21 protein-coding genes are annotated in these 25,782 nt (G+C 71.8%); 7 read left to right on the plus strand and 14 right to left on the minus strand.

All coding sequences use genetic code 11. The annotated features are described in order from the left end of the window. The first annotated feature begins 115 nt into the window (after positions 1–115). Both ACZ6JT_RS23590 and ACZ6JT_RS23595 read left to right on the plus strand, forming a co-directional pair. Positions 116–1,858 (plus strand): LCP family protein, encoded by a 1,743-nt coding sequence (locus tag ACZ6JT_RS23590; protein ID WP_469212601.1) that lies wholly within the window; start codon positions 116–118, stop codon positions 1,856–1,858. Positions 1,859–1,918: 60 nt separating this feature from the next. Further along, positions 1,919–3,631 (plus strand): LCP family protein, encoded by a 1,713-nt coding sequence (locus tag ACZ6JT_RS23595; RefSeq protein WP_469212602.1) that lies wholly within the window; start codon positions 1,919–1,921, stop codon positions 3,629–3,631. Positions 3,632–3,727: 96 nt separating this feature from the next. Here ACZ6JT_RS23595 and ACZ6JT_RS23600 read toward each other — a convergent pair whose 3' ends face one another. Beyond that, entirely contained in the window at positions 3,728–4,753 is a 1,026-nt protein-coding gene (locus tag ACZ6JT_RS23600; RefSeq protein ID WP_469212604.1) for a glycosyltransferase family 2 protein, read from the minus strand. 176 nt (positions 4,754–4,929) lie between these two features. Between ACZ6JT_RS23600 and ACZ6JT_RS23605 the strand changes: the two genes are divergently transcribed. Beyond that, positions 4,930–6,429 carry an LCP family protein gene (locus tag ACZ6JT_RS23605; RefSeq protein WP_469212606.1) on the plus strand — a complete coding sequence of 500 codons (1,500 nt, stop codon included), beginning with the start codon at positions 4,930–4,932 and terminating at the stop codon, positions 6,427–6,429. Between the two features lie 188 nt (positions 6,430–6,617). Here the strand turns inward: ACZ6JT_RS23605 and ACZ6JT_RS23610 are convergent, their stop codons facing one another. Then, positions 6,618–7,154: an acyl-CoA thioesterase gene (locus ACZ6JT_RS23610; protein WP_030659854.1), complete on the minus strand. Its 537-nt coding sequence runs from the start codon at positions 7,152–7,154 to the stop codon at positions 6,618–6,620. 106 nt (positions 7,155–7,260) lie between these two features. Between ACZ6JT_RS23610 and ACZ6JT_RS23615 the strand changes: the two genes are divergently transcribed. Continuing rightward, on the plus strand, positions 7,261–8,577 hold the full coding sequence (locus ACZ6JT_RS23615) for an LCP family protein (RefSeq protein WP_469212608.1): 1,317 nt from the start codon (positions 7,261–7,263) through the stop codon (positions 8,575–8,577). A 37-nt stretch (positions 8,578–8,614) separates the two neighbouring features. On the opposite strand, the gene manB is transcribed toward ACZ6JT_RS23615, so the two are convergent. Both manB and ACZ6JT_RS23625 read right to left on the minus strand, forming a co-directional pair. Continuing rightward, positions 8,615–9,697, minus strand: coding sequence for a mannose-1-phosphate guanylyltransferase (gene manB / locus ACZ6JT_RS23620; protein WP_469212609.1), 1,083 nt, complete (start codon positions 9,695–9,697; stop codon positions 8,615–8,617). A 108-nt stretch (positions 9,698–9,805) separates the two neighbouring features. Further along, positions 9,806–10,978 carry an acyl-CoA dehydrogenase family protein gene (locus ACZ6JT_RS23625; protein WP_469212611.1) on the minus strand — a complete coding sequence of 391 codons (1,173 nt, stop codon included), beginning with the start codon at positions 10,976–10,978 and terminating at the stop codon, positions 9,806–9,808. Between the two features lie 206 nt (positions 10,979–11,184). Here ACZ6JT_RS23625 and ACZ6JT_RS23630 point away from each other — a divergent pair, with 206 nt between their 5' ends. Then, positions 11,185–12,528 carry a UDP-glucose dehydrogenase family protein gene (locus ACZ6JT_RS23630; RefSeq protein ID WP_469212613.1) on the plus strand — a complete coding sequence of 448 codons (1,344 nt, stop codon included), beginning with the start codon at positions 11,185–11,187 and terminating at the stop codon, positions 12,526–12,528. Positions 12,529–12,692: 164 nt separating this feature from the next. Here ACZ6JT_RS23630 and ACZ6JT_RS23635 read toward each other — a convergent pair whose 3' ends face one another. From ACZ6JT_RS23635 to ACZ6JT_RS23650, 4 genes are all read right to left on the minus strand, one after another. Beyond that, positions 12,693–13,766: a membrane dipeptidase gene (locus tag ACZ6JT_RS23635; protein ID WP_469212614.1), complete on the minus strand. Its 1,074-nt coding sequence runs from the start codon at positions 13,764–13,766 to the stop codon at positions 12,693–12,695. Positions 13,767–13,908: 142 nt separating this feature from the next. Continuing rightward, on the minus strand, positions 13,909–15,087 hold the full coding sequence (locus ACZ6JT_RS23640) for a dipeptidase (RefSeq protein WP_376619325.1): 1,179 nt from the start codon (positions 15,085–15,087) through the stop codon (positions 13,909–13,911). Then, positions 15,084–15,620 (minus strand): 5-(carboxyamino)imidazole ribonucleotide mutase, encoded by a 537-nt coding sequence (gene purE, locus ACZ6JT_RS23645; protein ID WP_469212616.1) that lies wholly within the window; start codon positions 15,618–15,620, stop codon positions 15,084–15,086. The genes ACZ6JT_RS23640 and purE overlap by 4 nt, the downstream gene beginning before the upstream one ends. Beyond that, complete coding sequence (locus tag ACZ6JT_RS23650; protein WP_469212618.1) at positions 15,617–16,756, minus strand: 5-(carboxyamino)imidazole ribonucleotide synthase; 1,140 nt, start codon at positions 16,754–16,756, stop codon at positions 15,617–15,619. The genes purE and ACZ6JT_RS23650 overlap by 4 nt, the downstream gene beginning before the upstream one ends. 187 nt (positions 16,757–16,943) lie before the next feature. Between ACZ6JT_RS23650 and ACZ6JT_RS23655 the strand changes: the two genes are divergently transcribed. Then, entirely contained in the window at positions 16,944–17,480 is a 537-nt protein-coding gene (locus ACZ6JT_RS23655; protein WP_469212620.1) for a GtrA family protein, read from the plus strand. A 24-nt stretch (positions 17,481–17,504) separates the two neighbouring features. Here the strand turns inward: ACZ6JT_RS23655 and ACZ6JT_RS23660 are convergent, their stop codons facing one another. Together ACZ6JT_RS23660 and ACZ6JT_RS23665 are read right to left on the minus strand one after the other, a co-directional pair. Next, positions 17,505–18,770, minus strand: a complete 1,266-nt coding sequence (locus ACZ6JT_RS23660) for an ATP-binding protein (protein ID WP_469212622.1) — start codon at positions 18,768–18,770, stop codon at positions 17,505–17,507. 39 nt (positions 18,771–18,809) lie between these two features. Further along, a complete protein-coding gene (locus ACZ6JT_RS23665; protein ID WP_030156453.1) occupies positions 18,810–19,487 on the minus strand; it encodes a response regulator transcription factor in 678 nt (225 codons plus the stop codon). A 496-nt stretch (positions 19,488–19,983) separates the two neighbouring features. On the opposite strand from ACZ6JT_RS23665, the gene ACZ6JT_RS23670 reads away from it, so the two are divergent. Then, positions 19,984–21,504, plus strand: coding sequence for a peptide MFS transporter (locus ACZ6JT_RS23670; RefSeq protein ID WP_469212624.1), 1,521 nt, complete (start codon positions 19,984–19,986; stop codon positions 21,502–21,504). A gap of 62 nt (positions 21,505–21,566) precedes the next feature. Here ACZ6JT_RS23670 and ACZ6JT_RS23675 read toward each other — a convergent pair whose 3' ends face one another. Genes ACZ6JT_RS23675 through ACZ6JT_RS23690 form a run of 4 tightly spaced genes read right to left on the minus strand, consistent with a single transcriptional unit; the run spans position 21,567 to position 25,754 of the window. Beyond that, entirely contained in the window at positions 21,567–22,868 is a 1,302-nt protein-coding gene (locus ACZ6JT_RS23675) for a hypothetical protein (RefSeq protein WP_469212626.1), read from the minus strand. After that, positions 22,865–23,992: a hypothetical protein gene (locus ACZ6JT_RS23680; RefSeq protein WP_469213257.1), complete on the minus strand. Its 1,128-nt coding sequence runs from the start codon at positions 23,990–23,992 to the stop codon at positions 22,865–22,867. The genes ACZ6JT_RS23675 and ACZ6JT_RS23680 overlap by 4 nt, the downstream gene beginning before the upstream one ends. A 5-nt stretch (positions 23,993–23,997) precedes the next feature. Continuing rightward, positions 23,998–25,059 (minus strand): COG1470 family protein, encoded by a 1,062-nt coding sequence (locus tag ACZ6JT_RS23685; RefSeq protein WP_469212628.1) that lies wholly within the window; start codon positions 25,057–25,059, stop codon positions 23,998–24,000. A gap of 17 nt (positions 25,060–25,076) precedes the next feature. After that, the gene (locus tag ACZ6JT_RS23690; RefSeq protein WP_469212630.1) at positions 25,077–25,754 is read right to left on the minus strand and encodes an LPXTG cell wall anchor domain-containing protein; all 678 of its coding nucleotides are present in this window, start codon (positions 25,752–25,754) and stop codon (positions 25,077–25,079) included. Positions 25,755–25,782 lie beyond the last annotated feature (28 nt).

The raw sequence follows: 25,782 nt of genomic DNA on the forward strand, positions 1-25,782 counted from the left end.
AGGGTGAGCGATCCGGTGCCCGGCCGGACCAGAGATCGGGCGCCAGCAGCCGGATCGTTGACCGGGCGCCTGGGGGAGGCGCGTCGCGAGGCACCGACGGAGGATTCGAGCAACCGTGGATGCGCAAAGCCGTGGACGGGCGGACGAGATCGACCCCGCCGACCAGTGGGTGCTCAATCCCCGCACAGGCAACTACGAACTGCAACTGGGCGACTCCGCTGCGCAGGCGCAGCCGCGTCCCAGGGTCGGCGCGCCCCGCAGGTCGGCCTCGGCTCCTGCCGCTCCCACCGCCCCCTCCACCGGCGTACCGAAGCCCCGCCGCGGTGACGCCCCGCCCGGTGGCCGGCGCGGCGGCCGCTCCCGCAAGGGCGGCGGTGGCGGCGGACGCCGCAAGAAGGCGCTGCTGATCACCAGCGGGACGCTGGCGCTCCTGCTGGTCGGCGGCGCCACGGCGGCGTACCTGTACTACGACCACCTGAACGGCAACCTGAGCGTCACCGACGTCGCGGGAGCGGGCACGGGCGGTTTCAAGAAGGACCAGCCCATCAACATCCTGGTCATCGGCACCGACAAGCGCAGTGGCGCCGGCAACGAGGGCTACGGGGACAAGGACAGCGTCGGGCACGCCGACACCACGATCCTGTTCCACGTCTCGAAGGACCGGACGAACGCGACCGCGCTGTCCATCCCCCGCGACCTGATCACCAACATCCCGGCCTGCCCGACGAAGCAGCCCGACGGTTCGACGAAGACGATCCCGCCCGTCAGGAACACCCGCTTCAACACGAGCCTGGGCCAGGAGGGCCGGGACGCGGGCTGCACCATGCGCACGGTGAAGGAGCTCACCGGGATCGAGGTCGACCACTTCATGATGGCCGACTTCAACGCCGTCAAGACGCTGAGCACGGCGGTCGGCGGCGTACCGGTGTGCCTGGACAAGGCCGTGAACGACGAGGAGGGTTCGCACCTCAAGCTGGGCCCCGGCGAGCACCGGCTGGAGGGCGAGCAGGCCCTGGCCTTCGTCCGTACCCGGCACGGCTTCGGCAACAACAGCGACCTCGACCGGATCAGGATCCAGCAGCAGTTCCTGGGTTCGATGATGCGGGAGATGAAGTCCAAGGAGACGCTGACCAGTCCCAAGAAGTTCCTGTCCCTCGCGGAGGCGGCCACCAAGTCGCTGGGCGTGGACTCGGGGATCGGGTCCATCTCCAAACTCACCGATCTGGCCGGTGAGTTGAAGGGCATCGACACGAAGAACGTCACCTTCACCACGCTGCCCGTGAAGGACAACCCGGCCGAACCGGAGGGCAAGAAGGCGACCGTCGTCGTCGAGAAGTCCCTGGCCGACCCGCTGCTGCAGATGATCCGGGGGGACGTCTCGCTCACGGAGGTCGAGAAGAAGGAGCAGGCGGCCAAGGAGGCGGCCGACGCGGACGCGAAGGCCAAGCAGGACGCGCTGCTCCAGGGCAACCGGGCCGCCGCGGCGGACGTACGGGTGAGCGTCTACAACGGCGGCGGGCCCTCGGGCGCGGCCTCCACCACGTTGAACTGGCTGCAGAACACCAAGGGGATGTCCAAGTCCAGCAACCAGGGCAACGCCCCGGCGAAGGTCGGTGCCACGCAGCTGGAATACGCGCCCAACCAGGCCGACCAGGCCCGGGCGCTCGCGGACGCCCTGGGGCTGCCGGCCACCGCGCTGAAGATGGGGACGGCGGACGCGGCGGCGAAGGCCCCGATGAAGCTGACGCTGGGACCGGACTTCGACAAGCCGGGGGCACCGCTCGGGGCGCCGGTCCCGCAGCAGCTTCCCGAGGACGTCCAGCAGGCCCAGGCCGACAAGGCGATCTGCGCCAAGTAGCAGGACGCAGCCGGTCGCACCGGCACACAGACGACCAAGCAGGATCTTGAGGGGGGACGCGTGAGGCACAGCAGCGTGCGGGGGGAGGGGGCGACCGCCCAGGCCGCCGGGGACGACATACCCGGTGGCGGGGCGGACGCGCCCGGCGTGGTGCCCGCACCACGGGGCGGCTCCAGAGCCGCCCGGCGTGCGGCCGACCGCCAGCGCCCCACCAGGCGGGGGCGGCGGCGCGTGCTGCGCTGGGTGTCCGCCGTCCTGTCCCTGCTCATACTCGGGACCGCGGCGGCCGGATACCTCTACTACCGCCATCTGAACGGCAGCATCCAGACGGACGCGCTGAACCTCGGCGAGACCAAACTGGGCGGTTCCAAGCCCAACGCCTTCGGGCAGACCCCGCTGAACATCCTGCTCATCGGCTCCGACGCGCGCGACGACGCGGAGAACCAGGCGCTGGGCGGGGCCACGAACACCTTCGACGGCCCGCCCCTCGCGGACGTGCAGATGCTGCTGCACCTGTCCGCCGACCGCAGCAACATGTCGGTGGTCTCGATGCCGCGCGACACGATGCTGATGATGCCCAAGTGCACCGAGCCGGGCGGCAAGGTGTACCCCGCCAGCAAGGGGCTCGTCCAGACGAACGAGTCCCTCCAGCGCGGCGGGCCGGGCTGCACCGTCGCCGCGTGGATCGAGCTGACCAAGATCCCCATCGATCACTTCATGATGATCGACTTCAAGGGTGTGGTGTCCATGGCGGACGCCATCGGCGGCGTCCCGGTCTGCGTCGAGCAGAACGTGCACTCCCGCACCCGTGACGGCAAGGGCTCGGGCCTGAAGCTGCCGAAGGGCGAGAACGTCATCCAGGGCGAGGTGGCCCTGCAGTGGCTGCGCACCCGCTACGGCTTCGAGGACGGCACCGACATCGGGCGCACCCACGCCCAGCACCAGTACATGAACTCGATGGCAAGGGAGTTCCGCAAGAACGCCAAGCTCACCAACCCGGTGAAGCTCAACAGCCTGGCGCAGGCGGCGATCCAGGCCATGGTGGTGGACACCGGCCTGAACAAGATCGACAAGCTGTACGACCTCAGCATGGAGCTCAAGAAGGTCCCGCCGGGGCGCATCACCATGACCACGATGCCCTGGGTCTACAGCACGAAGCCCGGTATGGACGGACGCGTCGAGCCCATGGCGGGCGAGGCCGAGGACCTGTTCCGGATGGTCCGCGAGGACATCGCGCTCGACGGCAAGGGCTCCGGCACCCCGGAGGGCGGCGCCTCCCCCTCGCCGGGCGCGAGCGGTGCCCCGTCCGCCCCGGCCCAGCAGCCGACCACCGCCCCCACCACGGCCCCCGCGGCCGCGCCGGCGAAGATCGTGGTCGGGGTCCGCAACTCCACGGGCGGCAAGGACGGCGCCCAGGCCAGGGTCAAGAACCGGGCGAACGACGTGACGGCGCTGCTCGCCGCCAAGGGCTTCACCAAGGCCGGCGCGGAGACCCAGACGGGGGCCGAGGACACCACGGTGGTCCGCTTCGCCACCGACGGCCAGGCGGCCGACGCGGCGGCCGTGGCCACCGCGCTGGGCCTGCCCGCCGCCTCGGTGCAGAAGTCCGACCAGGTGGCCGGGATCGTCCTGTTCGTCGGCAAGGACTGGCGGACCGGCGACGCGCCGGCCGCGCCGCCGCCCGCGCCGACGGTGGCCCCGACGTCCGCCCACGCGCTCAACGGCGACAACGACAAGGCCTGCATGCCGATCCAGCCGGGCTTCACCTGGTAGCGGGTCCCGGACCTGCCGAGCACGCGGGAGGGGCCCGGCGCGGAGCTGTTCACACAGCCTCCGCGCCGGGCCCCTCCGTACGTCCCGACGCGCGGGTCAGACCTGTGAGGAGTCCCGGTGCACGGCCGGGCGGCGGCTCGCGATGACCTTGTTCGCCAGCGCCCGCGGGCTGGTCAGGAAGCCGAAGCCCCAGCACAGGTGCATCGTCGCCAGGGCGACGGGGATCTGCGCCCGGGCCCGCGGCGACAGGCCCTTGCCCGCCGGAATCGAGCCCGCGACGATCGCCGCCAGGTAGCCGGCCGGAACGGCGAAGCCCAGGGGGGTGACCGCCACGCCCACGACCACGCCCGCGGCCAGCGCGCAGACCAGGGTCGGCGGGGCCATGTAGCGCGGGTTGATGGAGCCCGAGTGGTAGCGGGCCACCACGTGCCGCCAGCGCCCGTAGTCCTTGTACTGCTTGGCCAGTGCCTTGACGGAGCGCCTGGGGCGGTACTGGACCTTCAGCTCCGGGGAGAACCAGATCAGGCCGCCGGCTTCGCGGATGCGGAAGTTCAGCTCCCAGTCCTGGGCGCGGATGAACTCCTCGTTGTATCCGCGCTGCTGCTCGAGCGCCTCGCGGCGGAAGACACCCAGGTAGACGGTCTCGGCAGGACCGGCCTGGCCACCCGTGTGGAACGGGGCGTTGCCCACGCCGATCCTCGAGGTCATCGCGGCGGCGACGGCGTCTTCCCAGGCGTTCTGGCCCTCGGCGTGCATGATGCCGCCGACGTTCTGCGCACCGGTCTCCTCCAGCAGGCGGACCGCGGTGGCGATGTAGTTCGGCGAGAGCATGCCGTGGCCGTCGACGCGTACCACGATCGGGTGACGCGACGCCTTGATGGCGGCGTTGAGCGCCGCCGGGGTCCGGCCGGTGGGATTCGGGACGGTGTGGACTCGGGGATCCTCGGCGACGAGTTCGGCGGCGATCTCGTCGGTGCGGTCCGTGGACGGCCCGAGTGCGATCACCACCTCCATCTCGCCCGCATACTCCTGTTCCAGGATGTGGCGGACGGAATCACGGAGGTAGTGCTCCTCATTGAGCACCGGCATGATCACCGAGACTGCGGGCTGCTGGGCGGGCATGTGGTCCTTCAAGGTCGGGTATCGGTGTCACGTTACCGCGTACGGGGGAACCGGGTGCGCGCCGAGTGATCGGTAAGGACAAACGCTGATCGTATGGGCCTACTGTTCTGTCGAATCAGCTGAATCCGACCCGTCTCTCGACCGGTCTCCCTGCTGCTCCCGCGGAGGTGTCCACCGTGCCCCAGCCGCACCGTCCCACCCGTCCCGCCGGGCCGTCCCAGCCGCAGCGCGCACGGCGCGGCGGCGGCGTGGGCGGCCCGGCCCGGCGTCGGGGCGAGCGCCCCCGGTGGGGGGTGCGGCTCGCGGCCGGGCTGTCGGTGGTGGTCCTGGGCTCCGGGGCCGTCGGGCACGCCGTGATGACCGGCCTGGACACCGGGATCGAGCGGGTTGACCCGTTCAAGGACATGAAGAACCGCCCGCAGGCCGGGCACGGCCTGAACTTCCTGCTGGTGGGCACCGACGGCCGGGAGAAGATCACCCCGGAGGAGAAGCGCGAGTACCGCCTGGGCGGCGCGCCCTGCCACTGCACCGACACGGTCATGCTGGTGCACCTGTCGGCCGACAGGGAGCGGGCCAGCGTCATCAGCCTGCCCCGCGACAGCTACGCGGAGGTGCCCGCGCACCGGGACCTGGTCACCGGCAAGGCGCACCGGGCCCACTCCCTGAAGCTGAACGCGGCGTACGCGGAGGGCGGCCCCAACCTGACCGTGCGGACCGTCGAGAACATGACCCGCGTGAAGATCGACCACTACCTGGAGGTCGACTTCACCAGCTTCATGAAGACGGTCGACGCGATGGGCGGCGTGGACATCTGCACGGCCAAGACCATGCGCGATGCGAACACCGGCCTCGACCTGCTGCCCGGCACCCACCGGCTCAGCGGCGGCCAGGCCCTGCAGTACGTGCGCTCGCGCCATGTGGACGGGGCCTCCGACCTGGGCCGGATGCAGCGTCAGCAGCGCTTCGTCGCCGCCCTGATCAAGCAGGCGACCGGCGGCGGGGTGCTGCTGAACCCGGTCAAGTTCAAGGAGGTCAGCTCCACCCTGCTCGGCTCGGTGCGGGCCGACAAGGACTTCGGCTCGGAGCAGATGCTGGCGCTCGGGCAGGCGATGCGGGACTTCACCCCCTCCTCCTCGGAGTTCGCCTCGGTGCCCATCGGCGACCCCTCGTTCCGCGTCAAGGGCATCGGCTCCACCGTGAAATGGGACGAGCCGAAGGCGGCCAAACTGTTCGAGGCCCTGCGGGAGGACCGCCCGCTGGCTCCGGCCCGGCCCGGCAAGACCGGCGCCGGCCGGCCGGTGGCGGTGCCGGTGGACGTGCCCCCGCAGCAGATCCGGGTCCAGGTGGAGAACGGGACGCGGATCGACGGGCTCGGCGGGCGGGTCGACACGGCGCTGCGCGCCACCGGCTTCGACACCACCCGGGCCCCGGGCAACGGAGCCAGCCGCGACGTCAAGCGCACGGTGATCACGTACGACCCGCGCTGGGACCGCTCCGCCCGCTCGGTGGCGACCGCCCTGCCGGGCAGCCAGCTGCGGGCGGTGGCGGGCCAGGGCCGGACGGTGCTGGTGATCGCGGGCTCCGACTACCGCAAGGTGGTGCCGGTCCGCGCGGAGGACCCGTACCAGGGCGCCTTCGGCGTGGTCAGCGGAGACCAGGTGGTCTGCGGGACCTAGTGCTGTGACCGGCAAGGTTCACCGGGTTGCGACACCCGGCACGGCACCTCGCCGCGTTGTCGGACCGCGCAAGTACGTCCAGTACGAGCCGCGGCCCTCCGCCTTGCGATCCACCGCACCGGACGCCGCAACCCGGCAAACCTTCCCGGCCACAGCACTAGGGTGCCCCGCCGCCCGCGGTGGGGACGTCAGTCGTCGAAGCCCTGGGCCGCCCGCTCCTCGCGCAGCGCCATGATCGCCTGGCGGCGGGCGAGCCGGTGGGTGCGGCGGATCTGGGCCTCCTGGTAGCGCCGCTCGTCCTGTTCCGTCTCGGGGAGCACCGGGGGGACCTGGCGGGGCTTGCCGTCGGCGTCCACGGCCGCGAAGACGAGGTAGGCGCTGCCGACCTGGGTGGCGGGCGTGGACTCGTTCCACCGCTCCGCGAGGACCCGCACGCCGATCTCCATGGAGGAGCGGCCGGTCCAGTTGCACTGCGCCTTCACGTGGACGAGGTCGCCCACGCGCACGGGGGCGAGGAAGGCCATCTCGTCCATGGACGCGGTGACCGCCGGGCCGCCGGAGTGGCGCCCGGCCACGGCGCCCGCCGCGTCGTCCACCAGCTTCATGATCACGCCGCCGTGCACCGTGCCGAGGAGGTTGGTGTCGTTCGCGGTCATGATGTGGCTGAGGGTCGTACGGGAGGCCGCGGTCGGCTTCCCGGGCAGCTCGCCCGGTATCTGTGTCATACGGACACCTTAGAGCCGTACCGGAGGCATCAGCTCTGCAACAGCCCCGGTACGGATCCCTCCCCGGGCTGTCGTCCGGCACGCCCGGGCAGGCATCCTAGGGCGCATGAATGACTGGCCAGAAGGTCGTGACGACGGCTACGGGCGCGGCAGCGCCCAGCCGCAGCCCGAGGGCGTACAGCGGATGCAGCACGTCCGGCGGCAGCCGCAGCAGCCCCCGCGGCCCGCGCAGCAGCCCCCGCGCCCGCAGCGCCCGGCGGGCCCGCCGCCCGCGTACGGCGTGCCTCCGCAGCAGGCCGGCGGCCACGACACGTACGGCGGTTACGACAGCGGCTACAACACCGGCCAGGTCTACGGTTCGCCCTCCGGCGGCGCCCCGGGCGGTCCGGCCGGTCCCGGCGGACCCTCCGGCCCCGGCCGTCCCGACCGCGCGCCCGGCCCCGCCCCGGACTGGCGCAGGCGGATCAAGATCGGCTCGATCGTGCTGGTCTCCGCCCTGCTGGTGACGACGGTCTCCACCTACTTCTGGGCCGACTCCAAGGTGCGCCGCGAGGTCGACCTCTCCAAGGTCATCGAGCGCCCCAAGGAAGGCGACTGCACGACGTACCTCATCGTCGGCTCCGACAGCCGCGAGGGCATGTCCGACGAGGAGAAGAAGAAGCTCCACACGGGCTCGGCCGAGGGCAAGCGGACCGACTCGATGATGATCCTGGCGAAGTGCTCCAGCGGGAACACCATGATCTCGCTGCCGCGCGACTCGGACGTGGAGATCCCGTCCTTCGTCGGCTCCCAGTCCGGCAAGAAGTTCCCCGCGCAGGGACGCCGGGTCAAGCTCAACGCGGCGTACGCGGAGGACGGCCCGGAGCTGCTCGTGCGGACGGTGGAGCACAACACCGGTCTGCGCATCGACCACTACGCGGAGATCGGCTTCGCCGGCTTCGCGAACATCGTGGACGCGCTGGGCGGCGTGGAGCTGGACATCGAGGAGGGCTTCAAGGACGAGAAGTCCGGCGCCGACTTCAAGGCGGGCAAGCAGACCCTGAACGGCGAGCAGTCGCTGGCCTTCGTACGGACCCGCTACGCCTTCGCCGAGTCGGACCTCCAGCGCACGAAGAACCAGCAGAAGTTCCTGTCGGCGCTGGCGAGCCAGGCGGCGACCCCGTCCACGGTCCTCAACCCGTTCGACCTGTACCCCCTGCTGGGCGCCGGACTGGACACCCTGATCGTGGACAAGGACATGGGCCTGTACGACATGGGCCAGATGTTCTTCGCGATGAAGGGCGTCAACGGCGGTGACGGCGTGTCGATGAACATGCCGATCTCCGGGCAGCGCGGCGGCAACCTCGTCTGGGACAAGGCGAAGGTGCAGCAGCTGGTGAAGCAGATCCAGAACGACGAGAAGGTCACCGTCCGCGGCAACTGACCGCGGCGGTGACGCCCGCCGGCTCCCCGGACTGCGCTCAGGCGTCCGGGGAGAAGCGGATGGCGGCGGCGGGCAGCCGCGCCTCGCACCACACCCGGGCCCCGGCGCGCAGTTCGTTGTCGGCCCCCACGACGGCCCCGTCGCCGATGACGGCGCCGTCCAGCACGGTCCGCGCGCCGACGGCGGAGCGGGCGCCGATCAGGCTGGCGCTCACCTGGGCGTCGGGGCCGATCACCGCCCCGTCGAGCACGATGCTGCCCTGGACGACCGCGCCGGCCTCCACGCGGGCGCCGGCTCCCACGACGGTGCCCCCCGACAGCTTGGCTCCGGCCGCCACTTCGGCGCCCGGCAGCACGAGGGACTCGCCGCGGCGTCCGGGGACGGCCGGGGAGGGGACCACGCCGCGGACCAGGTCCGCGGAGGCCTGGATGATGGACTCGGGCTTGCCGAGGTCCATCCAGTAGGTGTTCTCGGTGACGCCGTGCAGCTTGGCCCCGGAGGCCAGCAGGCCGGGGAAGGTCTCGCGTTCGACGGAGACCGGGCGGCCGGCCGGGATGGCGTCGATCACGCTGCGGCGGAAGACGTAGCAGCCGGCGTTGATCTGGTCGGTGATGATCTCCTCGGGCGTCTGCGGCTTCTCGGTGAAGGCCAGCACCCGCCCCTCGGAGTCGGTGGGGACCAGGCCGAAGGCGCGCGGGTCCTCGACGCGGACGAGGTGCAGGGAGACGTCGGCGTCGGCCGCCTCGTGGGCCTCGACGAGACCCGCGATGTCGAGGCCGGTGAGGATGTCGCCGTTGAAGACGAGGACGGAGGAGTCCGGACCGCCCGTCAGGCGCCGCCCGGCGTTGCGGATGGCGCCGCCGGTGCCGAGGGGTTCGTCCTCGACGACGTACTCGAGGGTGAGGCCGAAGTCGGAGCCGTCGCCGAAGTAGGGCTCGAAGACCTCGGCGAGGTAGCAGGTGGCCATCACGATGTGCGTGACACCGGCGGCGGCGGCCCTGGCTATCTGGTGGGCGAGGAAGGGGACCCCGGCCGTCGGGACCATCGGCTTCGGCGTGTTCACCGTCACCGGACGCAGGCGCGTCCCTTGTCCGCCGACCAGCAGGATCGCTTCCGTCATTGCGTTCTCCCCAACCGATTCCGGCGTACGAAGGTCCAAATTTAGCCCATCCTGGGCGTGCGAAGGCCGGAGACGGATGTGGGCATCCGCCTCCGGCCTGGGAGGACGTTACGGCAGGTTGCGGGCCATGACGATCCGCTGGACCTGGTTGGTGCCCTCGTAGATCTGGGTGATCTTGGCGTCGCGCATCATGCGCTCCACCGGGTAGTCACGGGTGTAGCCGTAACCGCCGAGGAGCTGGACGGCGTCCGTGGTGACCTCCATGGCCACGTCGGAGGCGAAGCACTTGGCCGCGGCGCCGAAGAAGGTGAGGTCTTCCTTGTCACCTCCGGCGGCAACCCGCTCCGACTTGGCGGCGGCCGAGTACGTGAGCTGGCGGGCGGCCTCGATCTTCATGGCCATGTCCGCGAGCATGAACTGCACGCCCTGGAAGTCGCCGATCGGCTTGCCGAACTGCTTGCGCTCCTGGACGTAGCCCTTGGCGTAGTCCAGGGCGCCCTGCGCGATGCCGAGCGCCTGGGCCGCGATCGTGATGCGGGTGTGGTCCAGGGTCTTCATCGCGGTGGCGAAGCCGGTGCCCTCGGCGCCGATCATGCGGTCGGCGGGGATCCGGACGTTGTCGAGGTAGACCTCGCGCGTCGGGGAGCCCTTGATGCCGAGCTTCTTCTCCGGGGCGCCGAAGGAGACGCCCTCGTCGGACTTCTCGACGACGAAGGCGCTGATGCCCTTGGAACGCATCGAAGGGTCGGTGACGGCCATGACCGTGTAGTACTCGGAGACGCCCGCGTTGGTGATCCAGCGCTTGACGCCGTTGAGCACCCAGAAGTCCCCGTCGCGCACGGCGCGGGTCTTCATGCCGGCCGCGTCGGAGCCCGCGTCGGGCTCCGAGAGCGCGTACGAGAACATCGCGTCGCCCTTGGCGAGCGGGCCCAGGTACTTGGCCTTGAGCTCCTCGGAACCGGAGAGGATCACGGGGAGCGAGCCGAGCTTGTTGACGGCCGGGATGAGGGAGGAGGACGCGCAGACGCGGGCCACCTCCTCGATCACGATCACGGTGGCGAGGGCGTCGGCGCCCGCGCCGCCGTAGGTCTCGGGCACGTGGACGGCGTGCAGGTCGCTGGCGACCAGGGCGTCGAGGGCCTCCTGCGGGAAGCGGGACTCCTCGTCGACCGCGGCTGCGAACGGCAGGATCTTCGCCTCGGCGAGCGAGCGGACCGACTCGCGGAGCATGTCGTGCTCCTCGGCCGGGCGGTACAGGTCGAAGTCGGCAGAACCCGCCAAGATCTCTCACTCCCCAGGGTGATGCGTGATGCTAACTACCGTTAAGTAACCCAAGCTTAGTGGCCCGGTCACGGATGGCGATATGGACGGCCTACGTGAGTTGCGTGACAGCGGTGTCGACGGCGGCCGCCTCCTGGGGAACGTCCCCGCCGACGGGCCCGACTATGCTCAGTGGCCGCAAACGGCCCCGCACCTCTGGAGCACCCATGGCCCCCCTCAGGATCACAGTGATCGGCACCGGATACCTCGGCGCGACCCACGCCGCGGCGATGGCGGAGCTGGGGTTCGAGGTGCTGGGGCTGGACGTGGTCCCCGAGAAGATCGAGATGCTGGCGTCGGGCCGGGTGCCGATGTACGAGCCCGGGCTGGAGGAGCTGCTGGCCAAGCACGTGGCCGGGCTGCCGGGCTCGACCGGGCGGCTGCGGTTCACCACCTCCTTCGAGGAGGTCGGCGCGTTCGGCGACGTCCACTTCGTCTGCGTCAACACTCCGCAGAAGCACGGCGAGTACGCGTGCGACATGTCCTACGTCGACTCCGCGATGGCCTCGCTGGCCCCGCACCTGACCCGGCCGGTCCTGGTCGTCGGCAAGTCCACCGTGCCGGTGGGCTCGGCGGAGCGGCTCGCGGCCAGGCTGACCGAGCTGTCCCCGGCGGGCGAGGACGTGGAGCTGGCCTGGAACCCGGAGTTCCTGCGCGAGGGCTTCGCGGTGCAGGACACCCTGCACCCCGACCGGATCGTGATCGGCGTCCAGGGCGAGCGCGGCGAGAAGCTGCTGCGCGAGGTGTACGAGACGCCGATGTCGGAGGGGACCCCGCTGGTCGTCACGGACTTCCCGACCGCCGAGCTGGTCAAGACCGCCGCCAACTCCTTCCTCGCGACGAAGATCTCCTTCATCAACGCCATGGCGGAGGTCTGCGAGGCCGCCGGCGGCGACGTGGTGAAGCTGGCGGAGGCCATCGGCTACGACGAGCGGATCGGCGCGAAGTTCCTGCGGGCCGGGATCGGCTTCGGCGGCGGCTGCCTGCCCAAGGACATCCGGGCCTTCATGGCCCGCGCCGGCGAGCTGGGCGCCGACCAGGCGCTGACCTTCCTGCGCGAGGTCGACTCCATCAACATGCGGCGGCGCGGGCACATGGTCGAGCTGGCGCGGGAGGCCGTGGGGGGCTCGTTCCTCGGCAAGCGGGTCGCGGTGCTCGGCGCCACGTTCAAGCCCGACTCGGACGACGTGCGCGACTCGCCCGCGCTGAACGTGGCCGGACAGATCCACCTTCAGGGCGGGCAGGTCACCGTCTACGACCCCAAGGGCATGGACAACGCCCGGCGCGTCTTCCCGACCCTCGGGTACGCGGACTCCGCGCTGACGGCGGCCCGGGGGGCGGAGGTCGTCCTCCACCTGACCGAGTGGCGCGAGTTCCGGGACCTCGACCCCGCGGAGCTCGCGGGCGTGGTGACGGACCGGCTCGTGCTGGACGGGCGCAATGCGCTGGACCCCGTGCGGTGGCGCGCCGCCGGGTGGACGTACCGGGCGATGGGCCGGCCCCGGGCCTGACCCCCTGCGGGGTTGCTCGGCGGGGTTGCTCGGCGGGCTTGCCCGACACCGCTGCATCCTGGGTGCGGCGCCTCCCCCGGACTCCGTCCGGGGGACCCCCAGGGGGCTCTGCCCCCGGGCCCCCGCGCCGCAAACGCCGGCGGGGCTGGTTTTGCCCGGCGGGGCTAGTTGTGCCCGGCTGGGCTGACCTTCGCGCGGCGAGCCGTGAACTCCGCGTCACGGACCACGCGGAGGGCGTTGCCCCAGGTCAGGAGGGCCAGGTCGGATTCCGGCCAGCCCCGTTCCAGGAGTTCCGCGATCAGTCGCGGGTAGCCCGAGGGGTCGGTCAGGCCGGCCGGGCGGGAGCCCTGGGGTTCGGTGCCGAAGGCGGCGCCGAGGCCGACGCTCTGCGGGCCCGCGACGGCCCGTACGTGGTCGAGGTGGTCCGCCACCGCGTGCAGGGAGTCCCCGGTGCGGGCGGCGTCGAAGGTGACCATCGCCAGGCCGTGCGCCTCGCCCAGCGCGAGCAGCACCTCGTCGGGCACGTTCCCCGGATGCGGGTTCAGCGCGGCCGCCGCCGTGTTCGAGATGATCGCCGGGGACTTGGACGCGCCCGCGATCTGGCAGGCGACGGCAGGCGGGCAGCCGTTGACGTCCAGGATCATCGCCAGCCGGTTCGCCTCCCGGACCACCTCGTGGCCGAAGGCCGTCAGGTCGTCCTGCGCCCAGGGCGCTCCCGCGGGCGCGAGGATCCGTACGCCCAGCGTGTGGAAGGCGCGCAGCGCGCCCAGCGAGTCGGTCAGCGTGCGGCCGGGCACCGGGCCCAGGAACGAGGCGATGCGGCCGCGGTTGTGGGCGTCCGCCATGTCGTCGGCGCTGAGCGCCAGGCGCAGGCTGTCGGGGTACCGGCGGATCAGGGCCAGCGCGACGTCGATCTGTTCCAGGGTGTCGGAGACCACCTGGTCACCGGTCATGTCCCCGCGCGGGCGGCCCTGCGGTACGAGCAGGGACCAGAACTGGGCCCCCACTCCCCCGGCGCGCAGCCGCGGGATGTCGGTGTCGACGTTGAGGTCGGGGGTGTCGATGTCGTGGTACGGGCTCTGGCGCAGGGTCCAGACGAGGGTGTTGCACCCGTCCGCCACGGGATGCACGGACAGCAGCGCGACGGCGCGGTCGAGGGCGCCCGTCGGCGCCTCGGGTGCGGGGAGGTCTTCGGCTCCGATGCCCACGGAGTGGGGTTCGTCCTGCAGGTCGGCCATGGCGTTCGCTCCGGTCTCGGCGGCAGCAGGGAGAGATGGGATGGAGCCACCGTGACATGCGGGACGGCAGGGACGCCCGACGGATGTGGCGTTCGGGTGAACCCGCAGGTCACACCCGATCACCCCATCCGCCGCGCCGCCGCTAGATGACCGCGTTCGACGGGCCCCGGGAGGCCGAGAGGTCCCGCGCCACCGCTTCCGCGTCGCGCAGCACCCGTACCGCGTTGGACCACGTCAGCTTCGCCAGGTCGGCCCGGGACCAGCCGCGCGCCAGCAGCTCGGCGACCAGGTTCGGGTATCCGGCCACGTCGTCCAGCCCGGACGGGGTGAAGGCCGTGCCGTCGTAGTCGCCGCCGATCCCGATGTGGTCGACCCCGGCGACCTCGCGCATGTGGTCCAGGTGGTCGGCCACCGTGGCGGCCGTGGCCACCGGACGCGGGCGCTCCGCCTCGAAGGCCCGGTGCAGGGCCATCGCCTCGGGAGTGGTGTCGAGGTGGTGGAAGCCGTGCGACCGCAGGTTCTCGTCCGCGGCCAGCGTCCACTCGACGGCCGCCGGGAGGATGAACTTCGGGACGAAGGTCGCCATCGCCACCCCGCCGTTGGCCGGCAGCAGCGCCAGCACGTCGTCGGGGATGTTGCGGGGGTGGTCGCAGACCGCCCGCGCCGAGGAGTGCGAGAAGACCACCGGCGCGGCCGAGACCGCGAGCGCGTCCCGCATGGTCGTCGCGGCGACGTGCGAGAGGTCCACCAGCATGCCCACGCGGTTCATCTCGCGGACGACCTCGCGGCCGAAGTCGGTCAGGCCGCCGTGCCGGGGCTCGTCGGTCGCCGAGTCCGCCCAGTCGATCGTGTCGTTGTGCGTGAGCGTCATGTACCGCACGCCCAGCCGGTGCAGGGCGCGCAGCGTGGCGAGCGAGTTGTTGATGGAGTGGCCGCCCTCGGCGCCCATCAGCGAGGCGATCCGGCCGTCGGCGCGGGCCGCCTCCATGTCGTCCGCCGTCAGCGCCCGCACCAGGTCGCCGGGGTAACGGTCGATCAGCTGGGCGACGACGTCGATCTGCTCCAGCGTCGCGCTGACCGCCTCGTCACCGGCGTAGTCGGAGCGGACGTACACGGACCAGAACTGCGCGCCGACCCCGCCGGCGCGCAGCCGCGGGATGTCGGTGTGCAGGTGGGCGGACTGGTCGCCCGCGATGTCCCGTCGCGCCAGGTCGTATCGCACCTGCTCGCGCAGCGCCCAGGGCAGGTCGTTGTGGCCGTCCACGACGGGGTGTTCGGCCAGCAGCTCGCGCGCCTCGTCCAGACGCTGCGCCGCGCTCACTTGCCGAACCCGAAGGACTCCGCGTTCGCGACCTTCGTACGCAGCCGCTTGCCCTTCTCGGTGGCCTGGTCGTTCAGCTCCTGCTGGAAGTCGCGCATCCGGGCCAGGAGGTCCTTGTCGTGCGCGGCCAGCATCCGTACGGCCAGCAGGCCCGCGTTGCGCGCGCCGGCGACCGAGACGGTGGCGACGGGCACCCCGGCCGGCATCTGGACGATCGACATCAGCGAGTCCATGCCGTCGAGGTACTTCAGCGGCACCGGCACGCCGATGACGGGCAGCGGCGTCACCGAGGCGAGCATGCCGGGCAGGTGGGCGGCCCCGCCCGCGCCCGCGATGATCGCCTTCAGGCCGCGGTCGGCGGCCTGCTCCCCGTACGCGATCATCTCGCGCGGCATCCGGTGCGCGGAGACGACGTCGACCTCGTAGGGGATCTCGAACTCGTCGAGGGCCTGCGCGGCCGCCTCCATGACGGGCCAGTCCGAATCGGATCCCATGACGATGCCGATGACGGGGGCGGCGGTGGAGGTGCTCATTCGGTGACCGTTCCTCTGAGGTAGTCGGCAGCGTGGCGTGCGCGCTCCAGCACATCGTCCAGGTCGTCGCCGTAGGTGTTGACGTGGCCGACCTTGCGGCCCGGTTTCACGTCCTTGCCGTACATGTGGATCTTCAGCTGCGGGTCGTGGGCCATGCAGTGCAGGTACGCGGCGTACATGTTGGGGTAGTCCCCGCCCAGCACGTTCGACATGACCGTCCAGCGGGCCCGGGGGCGGGGGTCGCCCAGGGGGAGGTCCAGGACCGCGCGGACGTGGTTGGCGAACTGGGAGGTGACGGCACCGTCCTGGGTCCAGTGGCCGCTGTTGTGCGGGCGCATCGCCAGTTCGTTGACCAGGATCCGGCCGTCGGTGGTCTCGAACAGTTCCACGGCCAGATGGCCGGTCACGCCGAGTTCCTTGGCGATGCGCAGGGCGAGGGCCTGGGCCTCGCCGGCCAGGGCCTCCGAGAGGTCCGGGGCGGGGGCGATCACCGTGTCGCAGACCCCGTCCACCTGGCGGGACTCGACGACGGGGTAGGCCACCGCCTGGCCGTGCGGGGAGCGGACGATGTTCGCCGCGAGCTCGCGGACGAAATCGACCTTCTCCTCCGCGAGGACCGGGACGCCCGCCTTGAACGGGGCCTCCGCGTCCTGGGGGGTGCGGACGAACCACACGCCCTTGCCGTCGTACCCGCCGCGCACCGTCTTGAGGATGACGGGGAACCCGCCGACCTCGTCCGCGAAGGCGGCCGCGTCCGCCGGATCGCTCACGATCCGGTGGCGGGGGCTCGGGGCGCCGATCGCGTCGAGCTTCGCGCGCATCACCCCCTTGTCGGCGGCGTGCATCAACGCGTCGGGCCCCGGGCGGACGGGGATGCCGTCCGCTTCCAGGGCCCGCAGGTGCTCGATGGGCACGTGCTCGTGGTCGAAGGTGATCACGTCACAGCCGCGCGCGAAGGCACGCAACGTCTCCAGGTCGCGATAGTCGCCGATGACGACATCGCTCACGACCTGGGCCGCCGAGTCCTGTGGGGTGTCACTGAGGAGCTTGAATCTGATGCCGAGGGGGATACCCGCCTCGTGGGTCATGCGGGCGAGCTGACCGCCGCCGACCATGCCGACTACCGGGAACGTCACTCCTCCAGGGTATCCGCCGGTATTCCGCCATCCGGACGTGCCCTGGCCCGAAGCCGTCGGTGTGCCGTGCGTCGCACGGTGTCCGAAGGCACAGACTGGGCTGCGGGGGGACACTTACGATGGGCGGGTTGACGCAGAACACCGGACGTCCTTAGCGGGGCGGTGACCGACAGGGACTGACCTACTGATGAGCACGCCGGAGAACGGATCTGTTCTCGAACGCGTACGCGGTCTCCTGCGGGAGGTCGCCAAGTTCGGGGCGGTCGGCGGTCTGGGTGTGCTGGTCAACCTGGGTGTCTTCAACCTGATCCGGCACACGACCGACCTGCAGGTGGTGCGCGCGAGCGTGATAGCCACCGTCGTGGCCATCGCCACGAACTACCTCGGCTTCCGCTACTTCGCCTACCGGGACCGCGCCCAGAGCGGCCGTACGCGCGAGCTGGCCCTCTTCGCCGCGTTCAGCGGCATCGGCCTGGTCATCGAGAACGGCGTGCTGTACACCGCCACCTACGGCTTCGGCTGGGACGGCTCGGTGGCCAGCAACGTCTTCAAGTTCATCGGCATCGGCACCGCCACCGTGTTCCGCTTCTGGTCGTACCGGACCTGGGTCTTCAAGGCCCTGCCCGAGGTCGCCGAGCCCGAGCCGGAGCCCGTGGCGGCGCCGCTGCCCAGGCCCGAGCGGCGGCCGGAGCCGCTGCCCGAGCCGGAGCCCGCGAGCAACTAGGGACGAGCAGCAGGGGCCGGGGCACTAGCGCACCGTGGCCTCGGGCTCGACGCGTTCCGGCGCCGTCCGGCTGAGGAACAGCGCGAACACCGGTGGCTGCGTCTGGAGCAGTTCGAGGCGCCCCCCGTCCGCCTCCGCGAGGTCGCGGGCGACCGCGAGGCCGATCCCGGTGGAGTTGCGGCCGCTGATGGCCCGCTCGAAGATCCGGTTGCCGAGGTCGGGCGGGACCCCCGGCCCCTCGTCCGTGACCTCCAGCACCGCCTGGTTGCCGATCACGCGCGTACGCAGCGCGACGGTGCCGCCACCGTGCATCAGGGCGTTCTCCACGAGCGTGGCCAGCACCTGCGAGACCGCGCCCGGGGTGCCGACGGCGCGTACGCCCTGCTTGCCGGAGCGCACGATGGCCCGCCCCGCGCTGCGGTAGGCCGGCCGCCACTCCTCCACCTGCTGTTTGACGACCTCGTCGAGGTCGAAGGGGACCGCGGAGCCGGTCCGCGGGTCGCGCGAGTTCGTGAGCAGCCGCTGCACGACGTCCGTGAGCCGCTCCACCTGGGTGAGGGCGATCGTCGCCTCCTCCCGCACGGTGTCCAGGTCGTCGGTGACGGTGATCTCCTCCAGCCGCATGGACAGGGCGGTGAGGGGGGTGCGCAGCTGGTGCGAGGCGTCGGCGGCGAGGCGCCGTTCGGCGGTCAGCATCCGGCCGATCCGTTCGGCGCTGGAGTCCAGCACGTCGGCGACGCGGTCCAGCTCGGGGACCCCGTACCGCCTGTGCCGGGGGCGCGGGTCGCCCGATCCGAGGCGTTCCGCCGTCTCGGCGAGGTCGGTGAGCGGGGAGGCCAGCCGGTTCGCCTGGCGTACGGCGAGCAGTACGGCGGCCACGACGGCCAGCAGCGCCACCGCGCCCACGACCGCGAGGGTCCGCCCGACCTCCTTGGTGACCGTCGAGCGCGATTCCTCGACGGTCACGACCTCGCCCTGTTCGCCGCGGGCGGTACCGCGGATGACGCTGTCGGGGATCGGGGCGCCCACCTCCACGGCCCGCCGGCCGGGGACGGCGATGCGGGCGTAGTGGCCGGCGTCGAGCTGCTCGGCGAGGGCGACCGGGTCGATCGGCTTGTGCTCCAGGACGTTCGCCTCGACGATGCCCACCAGCCGCAGCGCCTCGGACTCGATGCGGTCCTGGGCGCTGCTGGTGATGGTCCGCGTCTCCACGATGACGAGGGAGACGCCGAAGACGGCGATCACGACGAGCACCACGGCGAGCGTGGAGTTGATGAGGCGGCGGCGCATGCCTTAGAGCATGCCCCAGGGGAGCCGCCGCCCCCGCCGTCAGCTCTTCTCGAAGCGGAAGCCGACGCCGCGGACGGTGGCGATGTAGCGGGGGTTCGCGGCGTCGTCGCCGAGCTTCTTGCGCAGCCAGGAGATGTGCATGTCGAGGGTCTTGGTGGAGGACCACCAGGTGGTGTCCCAGACCTCGCGCATGAGCTGGTCGCGGGTGACGACCCGGCCCGCGTCGCGGACGAGGACGCGCAGGAGGTCGAACTCCTTCGCCGTGAGCTGCAGCTCTTCCTCCCCCATCCAGGCGCGGTGCGATTCGACGTCGATCCGTACGCCGTGGGTGGCGGGGGCCTGGGCGGCGTCGTTGGCTCCGCGGCGGAGCAGGGCCCGGACCCGGGCGAGCAGCTCGGCCAGACGGAAGGGCTTGGTGACGTAGTCGTCGGCGCCGGCGTCCAGGCCGACGACCGTGTCGACCTCGTCCGCGCGGGCGGTGAGGACCAGGATCGGGAAGCCGTGGCCCTCGGCCCGCAGCCGGCGGGCGACTTCCAGCCCGTCCATGCCCGGCAGGCCCAGGTCGAGGACGACGAGGTCGACGCCGCCCTGCAGTCCCGCGTCCAGGGCGGTGGGGCCGTCCTCCCGGACCTCGACCTCGTACCCCTCCCGGCGCAGGGCGCGGGCCAGGGGCTCCGAGATGGATGCGTCGTCCTCGGCGAGCAGTACACGCGTCATGTGGGTGATGGTAGTCCGCGGCGACCTGATCGAGAGGCCTCCCTGCACACCCCTCTCTATCTGCGCTTATGAACTACTAAGCGCCTTCGAATATGGTCGAACGGTTCCCGGCGCGCCTGTGATCCATCTCTCAAGTCCTTTCATATGCCGCAGTGTCGTGTCGTATGGTGGCGAGACGCCTGATGCACTACCTCAGGGACCTTTGTGCCGAAAAGCGCGCCAAAGGTCTCTATTTCTGTCCTGACCGGACAGGCCAGTCTTGTGGGACTCACCTGTCCGGGCTTGATGACAGTGAATGACCTGTGGGCCGGGCCCCTCGCGCGAAGGTGCGCGAGCGGGCGTGGATCCCGGTTACGGATGTTCTCCTCGCTCCCAACCCCATGGGGGGCGAGACCCCGAGGCGTGGGGTGGGAGATCCGTCGCCGGTGCCGGCCACCCCCCACCGGGCGCGGATGAGCTCACGAAGCCAAGCGTCCCGAGCAAGCAAGGATCGACCATGGCTTCCAGCCTGACGACGGCTTCTCAGAGCCCCGCTCACGAGAAGACCCTCTTCGGCCACCCGATCGGCCTGGCCACGCTGTTCATGACCGAGATGTGGGAGCGCTTCTCCTACTACGGCATGCGTGCGCTTCTCGTCCTGTACCTGGTCTCCGGCGGCGTCGACGCCGCGACCGGGAGCCAGGGCGGCGGCCTCGGCTTCACTGCGGCGACGGCCACGGCGATCTACTCCGTCTACGTGGCCATGGTCTATCTGATGGCCATGCCCGGCGGCTGGTTCGGTGACCGCGTCTGGGGCGCCCGCAAGACCGTCGCCATCGCCGGCGGCGTGATCATGGCGGGCCACGTGTCGCTCGCGCTGCCCGGCCAGATCGCGTTCTTCGTCGGTCTGCTGCTGGTCGCGGTCGGCTCCGGTCTGCTGAAGGCCAACATCTCCACGATGGTCGGCCACCTGTACCGGGGTGTGGACGACCCGCGCCGTGACAGCGGCTTCACGATCTTCTACATCGGCATCAACGTGGGTGCCCTCCTCGCACCGGTCGGCATCGGCATGGTCGGCGAGCTCGTGAACTGGCACCTCGGCTTCGCGCTGGCCGCCGTCGGCATGGGCATCGGCCTCGTGGTCTACCTGCTCGCCGGCCGCACGCTGAGCCCGAAGAGCAGCCTCGTCCCGAACCCGCTGAGCCCCGCCGAGCGCAAGGCCGTGATCGTCAAGGCGCTCGCCGTCCTGGCCGTCGTCGCCGTCTTCTACGCCGCCGTGGTCGCCGCGGACATGTACACGATCAAGTGGGCGCTGTACCCGATCACCATCGCCGGTCTGCTCATCCCCGTCGCCGTCCTCGTGCGCATCAAGCGGGACAAGGACCTGTCCACCGTCGAGCAGACCCGGATGAGCGCCTACATCTGGTTCTTCGTGGCCGCCGCCGTGTTCTGGATGATCTACGACCAGGGTGGTTCGACGCTCTCGCTGTTCGGTGACAAGAACTCCGAGCGCGCCCTGTTCGGCTGGGAAGTCCCCACCGTCATCTTCCAGTCGCTGAACCCGCTGTTCGTGGTCGCCCTGGCCCCGGTCTTCGCCGCCGCGTGGGTGGCCCTGGCCCGCCGCAACCGCGAGCCCAGCACCATCGTGAAGTTCTCGGTGGCCCTGATCATCGTCGGCGCCTCGTTCTTCGTCTTCGCCCTGCCGCTGAGCCAGACCGCGGGCAACGACACCAAGGTCACCATGTGGTGGCTGGTGCTCATCTTCCTGATGCACACGCTCGCCGAGCTGTGCCTGTCGCCGGTCGGCCTCTCGGTCACGACGAAGATGGCGCCGCAGAAGTACGGCTCCCAGATGATGGGTGTCTGGTTCCTCGCCGTCACCGCCGGTGACTGCGTCACCGGTCTGATGGGTCTGGCCGACGTGCAGCTGAACGGCGTCGGCGTGATCCTCTTCCAGGCGGTCGCCGCCGTGCTCGCCGGTCTCGCGATCTTCATGTACCGCAAGAAGGTCAACGAGCTGATGGGTGCCACGGGCTGACGTTCGCGCCCCCACCACGCAACGGCCCGGCACACCGGAAGGTGTGCCGGGCCGTTCGCGTGTCAGCGGGTGCCGCGCAGACGGCGCCACGGGGTGAAGGTGAACACCGCCCCGCCGAGCAGGATCACCGTACCGGCGACCAGGGCCAGGGCCTTGATGCCGCCCTCGTCCTCCGCGCCGGTCTCGGCGAGGCCGCCGCCGGAGGTGCCGCTCGCGGAGGCCGTGGAGGAGCCGGAGCCGCCCGGCTGGGCGGTGGTGTCCAGCTCCAGCGAGACGCCGCTGCTCGTGGCCTTGCAGGGGACGTTGATCGGCGTGGAGCCGGGGGCCATCGTGACGTCGATGGTCAGCTGGTCCGGGCTCAGCGTCACCTTGCCGGACTTGCCGGGCTTGTAGGTGCCGGTCATGTCGCTGAGGCTGACGGGGGCCTTGTCGGGGATCGGCTCGGCGTTGGCCGGGCCGGAGACCTTGACCGTGCCGCTGTCCGCCCCGCCGAGCTTCACGTCCATCGAGGGCTTGAGGGCTCCCGCGGGCAGGGCCATGGGCGCCGCCATCGCCCCCTTGGCCGTCTTGACCGTGAGGTCGTAGCTGCCGCCGTTCTTCTTGGCGTTGACGGTGACAGGGGTCTTGATGCCGCCCGGGACGACCGGCCCGCAGTCGAAGGCCACCTCGACCGCCTTGCCCGGGAAGTCGCTCTGGCCGCCTCCGCCGCCGGTGGTGGACCCGCCCGAGGTCGTACCGCCGGTCGTCGTGCCGCCGGTGGTCGTACCGCCCGTCGTGGTGCCGCCGGTGGTCGTGCCACCCGTCGTCGTACCGCCGCTGGAGCCGGCCGACACGTCGATGGTGGCCCCGACGCCCACGGCTCCGGTCGGCGCGCACTTGGTGACGAACGTGCCGAAGGAGAAGGTGACCGCCACGTCGTACTTGCCGGGGGTCAGCGTGATCTTCCCGGCCTTGGTCAGCTTCAGCTTGCCCTTCATCACGGACATCTGCATGGGCGCCTTCTTCGGGATCGGCGGGTTCTTCTTCTCCCCGACGACCTTCAGCTCACCGCCACCGCCGCTCACGGTGATCCAGCCGGTGGGCTGGACCGCGTCCTGCGGGATGTCCATCAGGTCCGTGTTGTTCGAGGCCGGCTTCACCGTCTCCCAGGACACGTCGACCTCGTCGCCGACCTTCGCCGAGGCCGGAGCGGTGACCTTGGCGGTGGTCTCCCCCTCCACGGGGCTGCCGCCCCCGGCCGGGGGGACGCATTTGACGTTGAACGTGGTCTCCGCGGCCTGGGCGGGAGAAGCCGTGATGGCGATGCCCGCGCCGCCGAGCAGCAGCGCGACCACGGCCGCGCTCACCCTCCGTTGGGTCTTCACGATGGTCCCTTCGTCGTCGAACGGTTCTCAGACGGTGCGGACGTCTGTGGTGCTGTCTCCGGCGCGCTGTCCGGGGTGAACCACGGCAGGACCGCCGTGGTGGTCGAAGGGGGCTCCGCGGGCTGCTCGGAGCGGGCCGGTCCGGCGGCCGGGCGCAGGGCCGGGATCCGGGGCAGCCGGGCCGTCACGGCCGTCGCCGCCTCGGCGGGCCGCGCGCCCCGGTGGCGGCCGGCCGCGGGCACGGCGCGCGGCCGGACCCGGTCGACGACGGCCATGCCGACGCGGAAGAGCGCGGCCGGGATCACCAGCAGGAGCAGGCCCCAGAAGAGCAGCACCCCGTACGGGCGGTCGACGCCCCAGGGCTGGGTGGCCACCACGGTCTCGCCGTACTTGAGGGAGATCGTGTAGTCGCCGTGGGCGCCGGCGGTGAGGGCGACGTCGAGCGCGATCTCCGCCTTGCCGCCCGGCGGGATGGTGCCCTTCCACCGGGCCTCCTCCCACAGCGGGGCGAACACCCCGTGGGCGGTGCCGAGCTGGAAGACCGGGTCCTTGACCGGGGCCGAGCCGAGATTGCCCACGGTGACCCTGAACGTGCGGCTCGGCGGGGCGCCGAACCAGGTCAGCACCCCGTCCTCGCCCTCCAGCCGGACCCCGGTGAGCATCGCGAGGCGGGCCGTGCCGGATTCGGCGGGCAGTTCGGCCACCGGATGGTCGGTGATCTTCAGGGGGGCCGCGACAGTGGACTGGTCGCCGTTAACGGAGGTGACGTTGACGACGCAGGGGCAGGGCTTGGGCGGCGCGACCACGGCCAGCCGGGCGGTGAAGCGCCCGTCGTCGGCGACGGAGACGGCGGCGCCGTCGGCGTTGGCGCAGCTGTTGGTGCCGCCGATCATGTTCTGCCCGCAGACCAGCAGCATCACCAGTGTCCTGGCCCGCCAGCCGGTGCCGGTGACGGTGAGCTCGGTGCCCTTGGCGGCCTCCTGGAGGGAGAGGGCGACGGTGGGTTTGCCCTCGTCGGCCGCGGCCGGGGCCGCGGGGAGCAGCGCGAGCGCGCACACCGCCAGCCCCGTCAGGAGGGACCGGACCGTGCGGCCGGCCTTGCCGCGGACCTTGCCGCCGACCATGGCGCTCACCTGGACGCTCCCGTCAGTTCGTGTTCCGGTGCAGGGGTCGGGCCGGGCCTCCCGGGCGTCTCGCCGGGGATCTCGCCGCCGGGCGGGTCCTGCCGGGTGCGCCGGCCCCGTACGAGGAACAGCGCGGCCAGCGTGGTCCCGCCGAGGGCGAGCAGGCCGAGGCCGGTCCAGCCGGCGGCCCGCCACGGCAGGAACCAGGCGGACGCGCTCCCCTCGGCGCGGGCTCCGCCGGGGGCGGTGACGGTGACGGTGACGCGGACCTGGTCGAGCACGGGGGCGCCGGGCCAGGGTTCGGTCAGCTCGATCCGCCGGCCCGGGAGCAGTTCCACCGGCAGGGCCCGGGCCCCGCGGCCCGGGACCTCGCCGAACCGGCCCTCGGCGCGCAGGGACAGCTCGGGGGCGAGGGCGACGTTGCCCCGGTTGACCAGGGTGTACGCGACGACCGCGGCCCCGCCCCGGCCCCGTACGGCGACGTCCTCGACGGTGAGGGCCGCCAGGGCGGGGCCGCCGACCCGCAGGTGGACCCGTACGCCCACCTCGCGGCCGGCCTCGGTGGCGACCACGGCGGCGGGGTGGTCGCCGGGCGGGGACGAGGGCGGCACGGTGACGGTGAAGGGGACCACGGCCCGGGTGTGGGGCGGGATCTTCACGGTGGTCCCGGCGCCGAAGCTGATCCAGGCGCCGGCGCCGGTGGATCCGGCGGCGGGGCGCACGGCGAAGGCCCCGTCGGCGGTGTTGTAGGCGTCGGCGCCGCGCAGAGTGACGGTGTGCTCCTGGTCGCTGGTGTTGGCCAGGGCGAGGCGGTCCTCCAGCACGGTTCCGGCGGTGCCCGCCATGTAGAAGTACGGGCGCGCGGAGGGCGGGGGGTCGCCGGCGCGGGGTACGGCCTGGCCCGCGGCGGGTTCGGCGGTCCAGCCCGGCTCGTCGGCGGCGCTCCCGTACGCGGGCGGTGCGGGGGCCGCGTAGAGGGCGGCGGCGAGCAGGAGCAGGCCGGCGCACCGGGCGCGCCGGCGGACGCGGGGGACGTGGGGGACGTGGGGGACGTGGAGCACGGGCATGGCCTGGGGCGCTCCGTTCAGGGCCGGGCCCGCTGGCCGCGCCGGGTCAGCCAGAGCACGCCCGCCACGCCGGAGAGCAGCACGGTGCCGCCGAGCGTGCCGAGGGCGAGGGCGGAGTCGGTGGGCCCGGTCTGCGGCAGGGTCTCCTCGCCCGAGCCTCCGCCGGACCGGGTGGCGGCGCCGCCGGCGGCCGTGACGTCGAGCTCCAGGGACGGGCCGGGGCTGTTGCCGGGGGTGCAGGTGGTCGTGGTGCCCATCGCCTTGATGGTGAGCACGCCGGCGGTGAAGGTGATCTTGCCGCTCTTCGCGGGCGTGTAGGTGCCCGAGAGGTCGGTGATCTTGATGGGGGTGTCGGCGGGCACGGCCTCGGGGTTGGGCGGCCCGGAGACCGGTACGGACGCCTTCTCGGCGCCGTCGACGAGGATCACGGCGCTGGGGCTCATCGCGCCCTTGCCCAGTTCGATGGGGCTGGACGAGACGCCCTTCTGGAAGGACATCGTCAGCTTGTACGCCTCGCCGTCCTTGACCGCCTTGATCTCGATGGGCGAGATCGCCGACTTGTCGCCGATCGGGGTCTTGCAGTCGTAGGCCACGTCGACGACGGCGGCGTGGGCTGCGGGGGCGGCCAGCAGGACCGCCGATCCGGCCAGCGCGGAGGCCAGCGCGAGCGCGGTGGAGCGTTTGCGGTCGGACACCTTCGTCTTCCCCTCGGGCCACAAATAA

Source organism: Streptomyces sp. NPDC046308 (assembly GCF_055588065.1).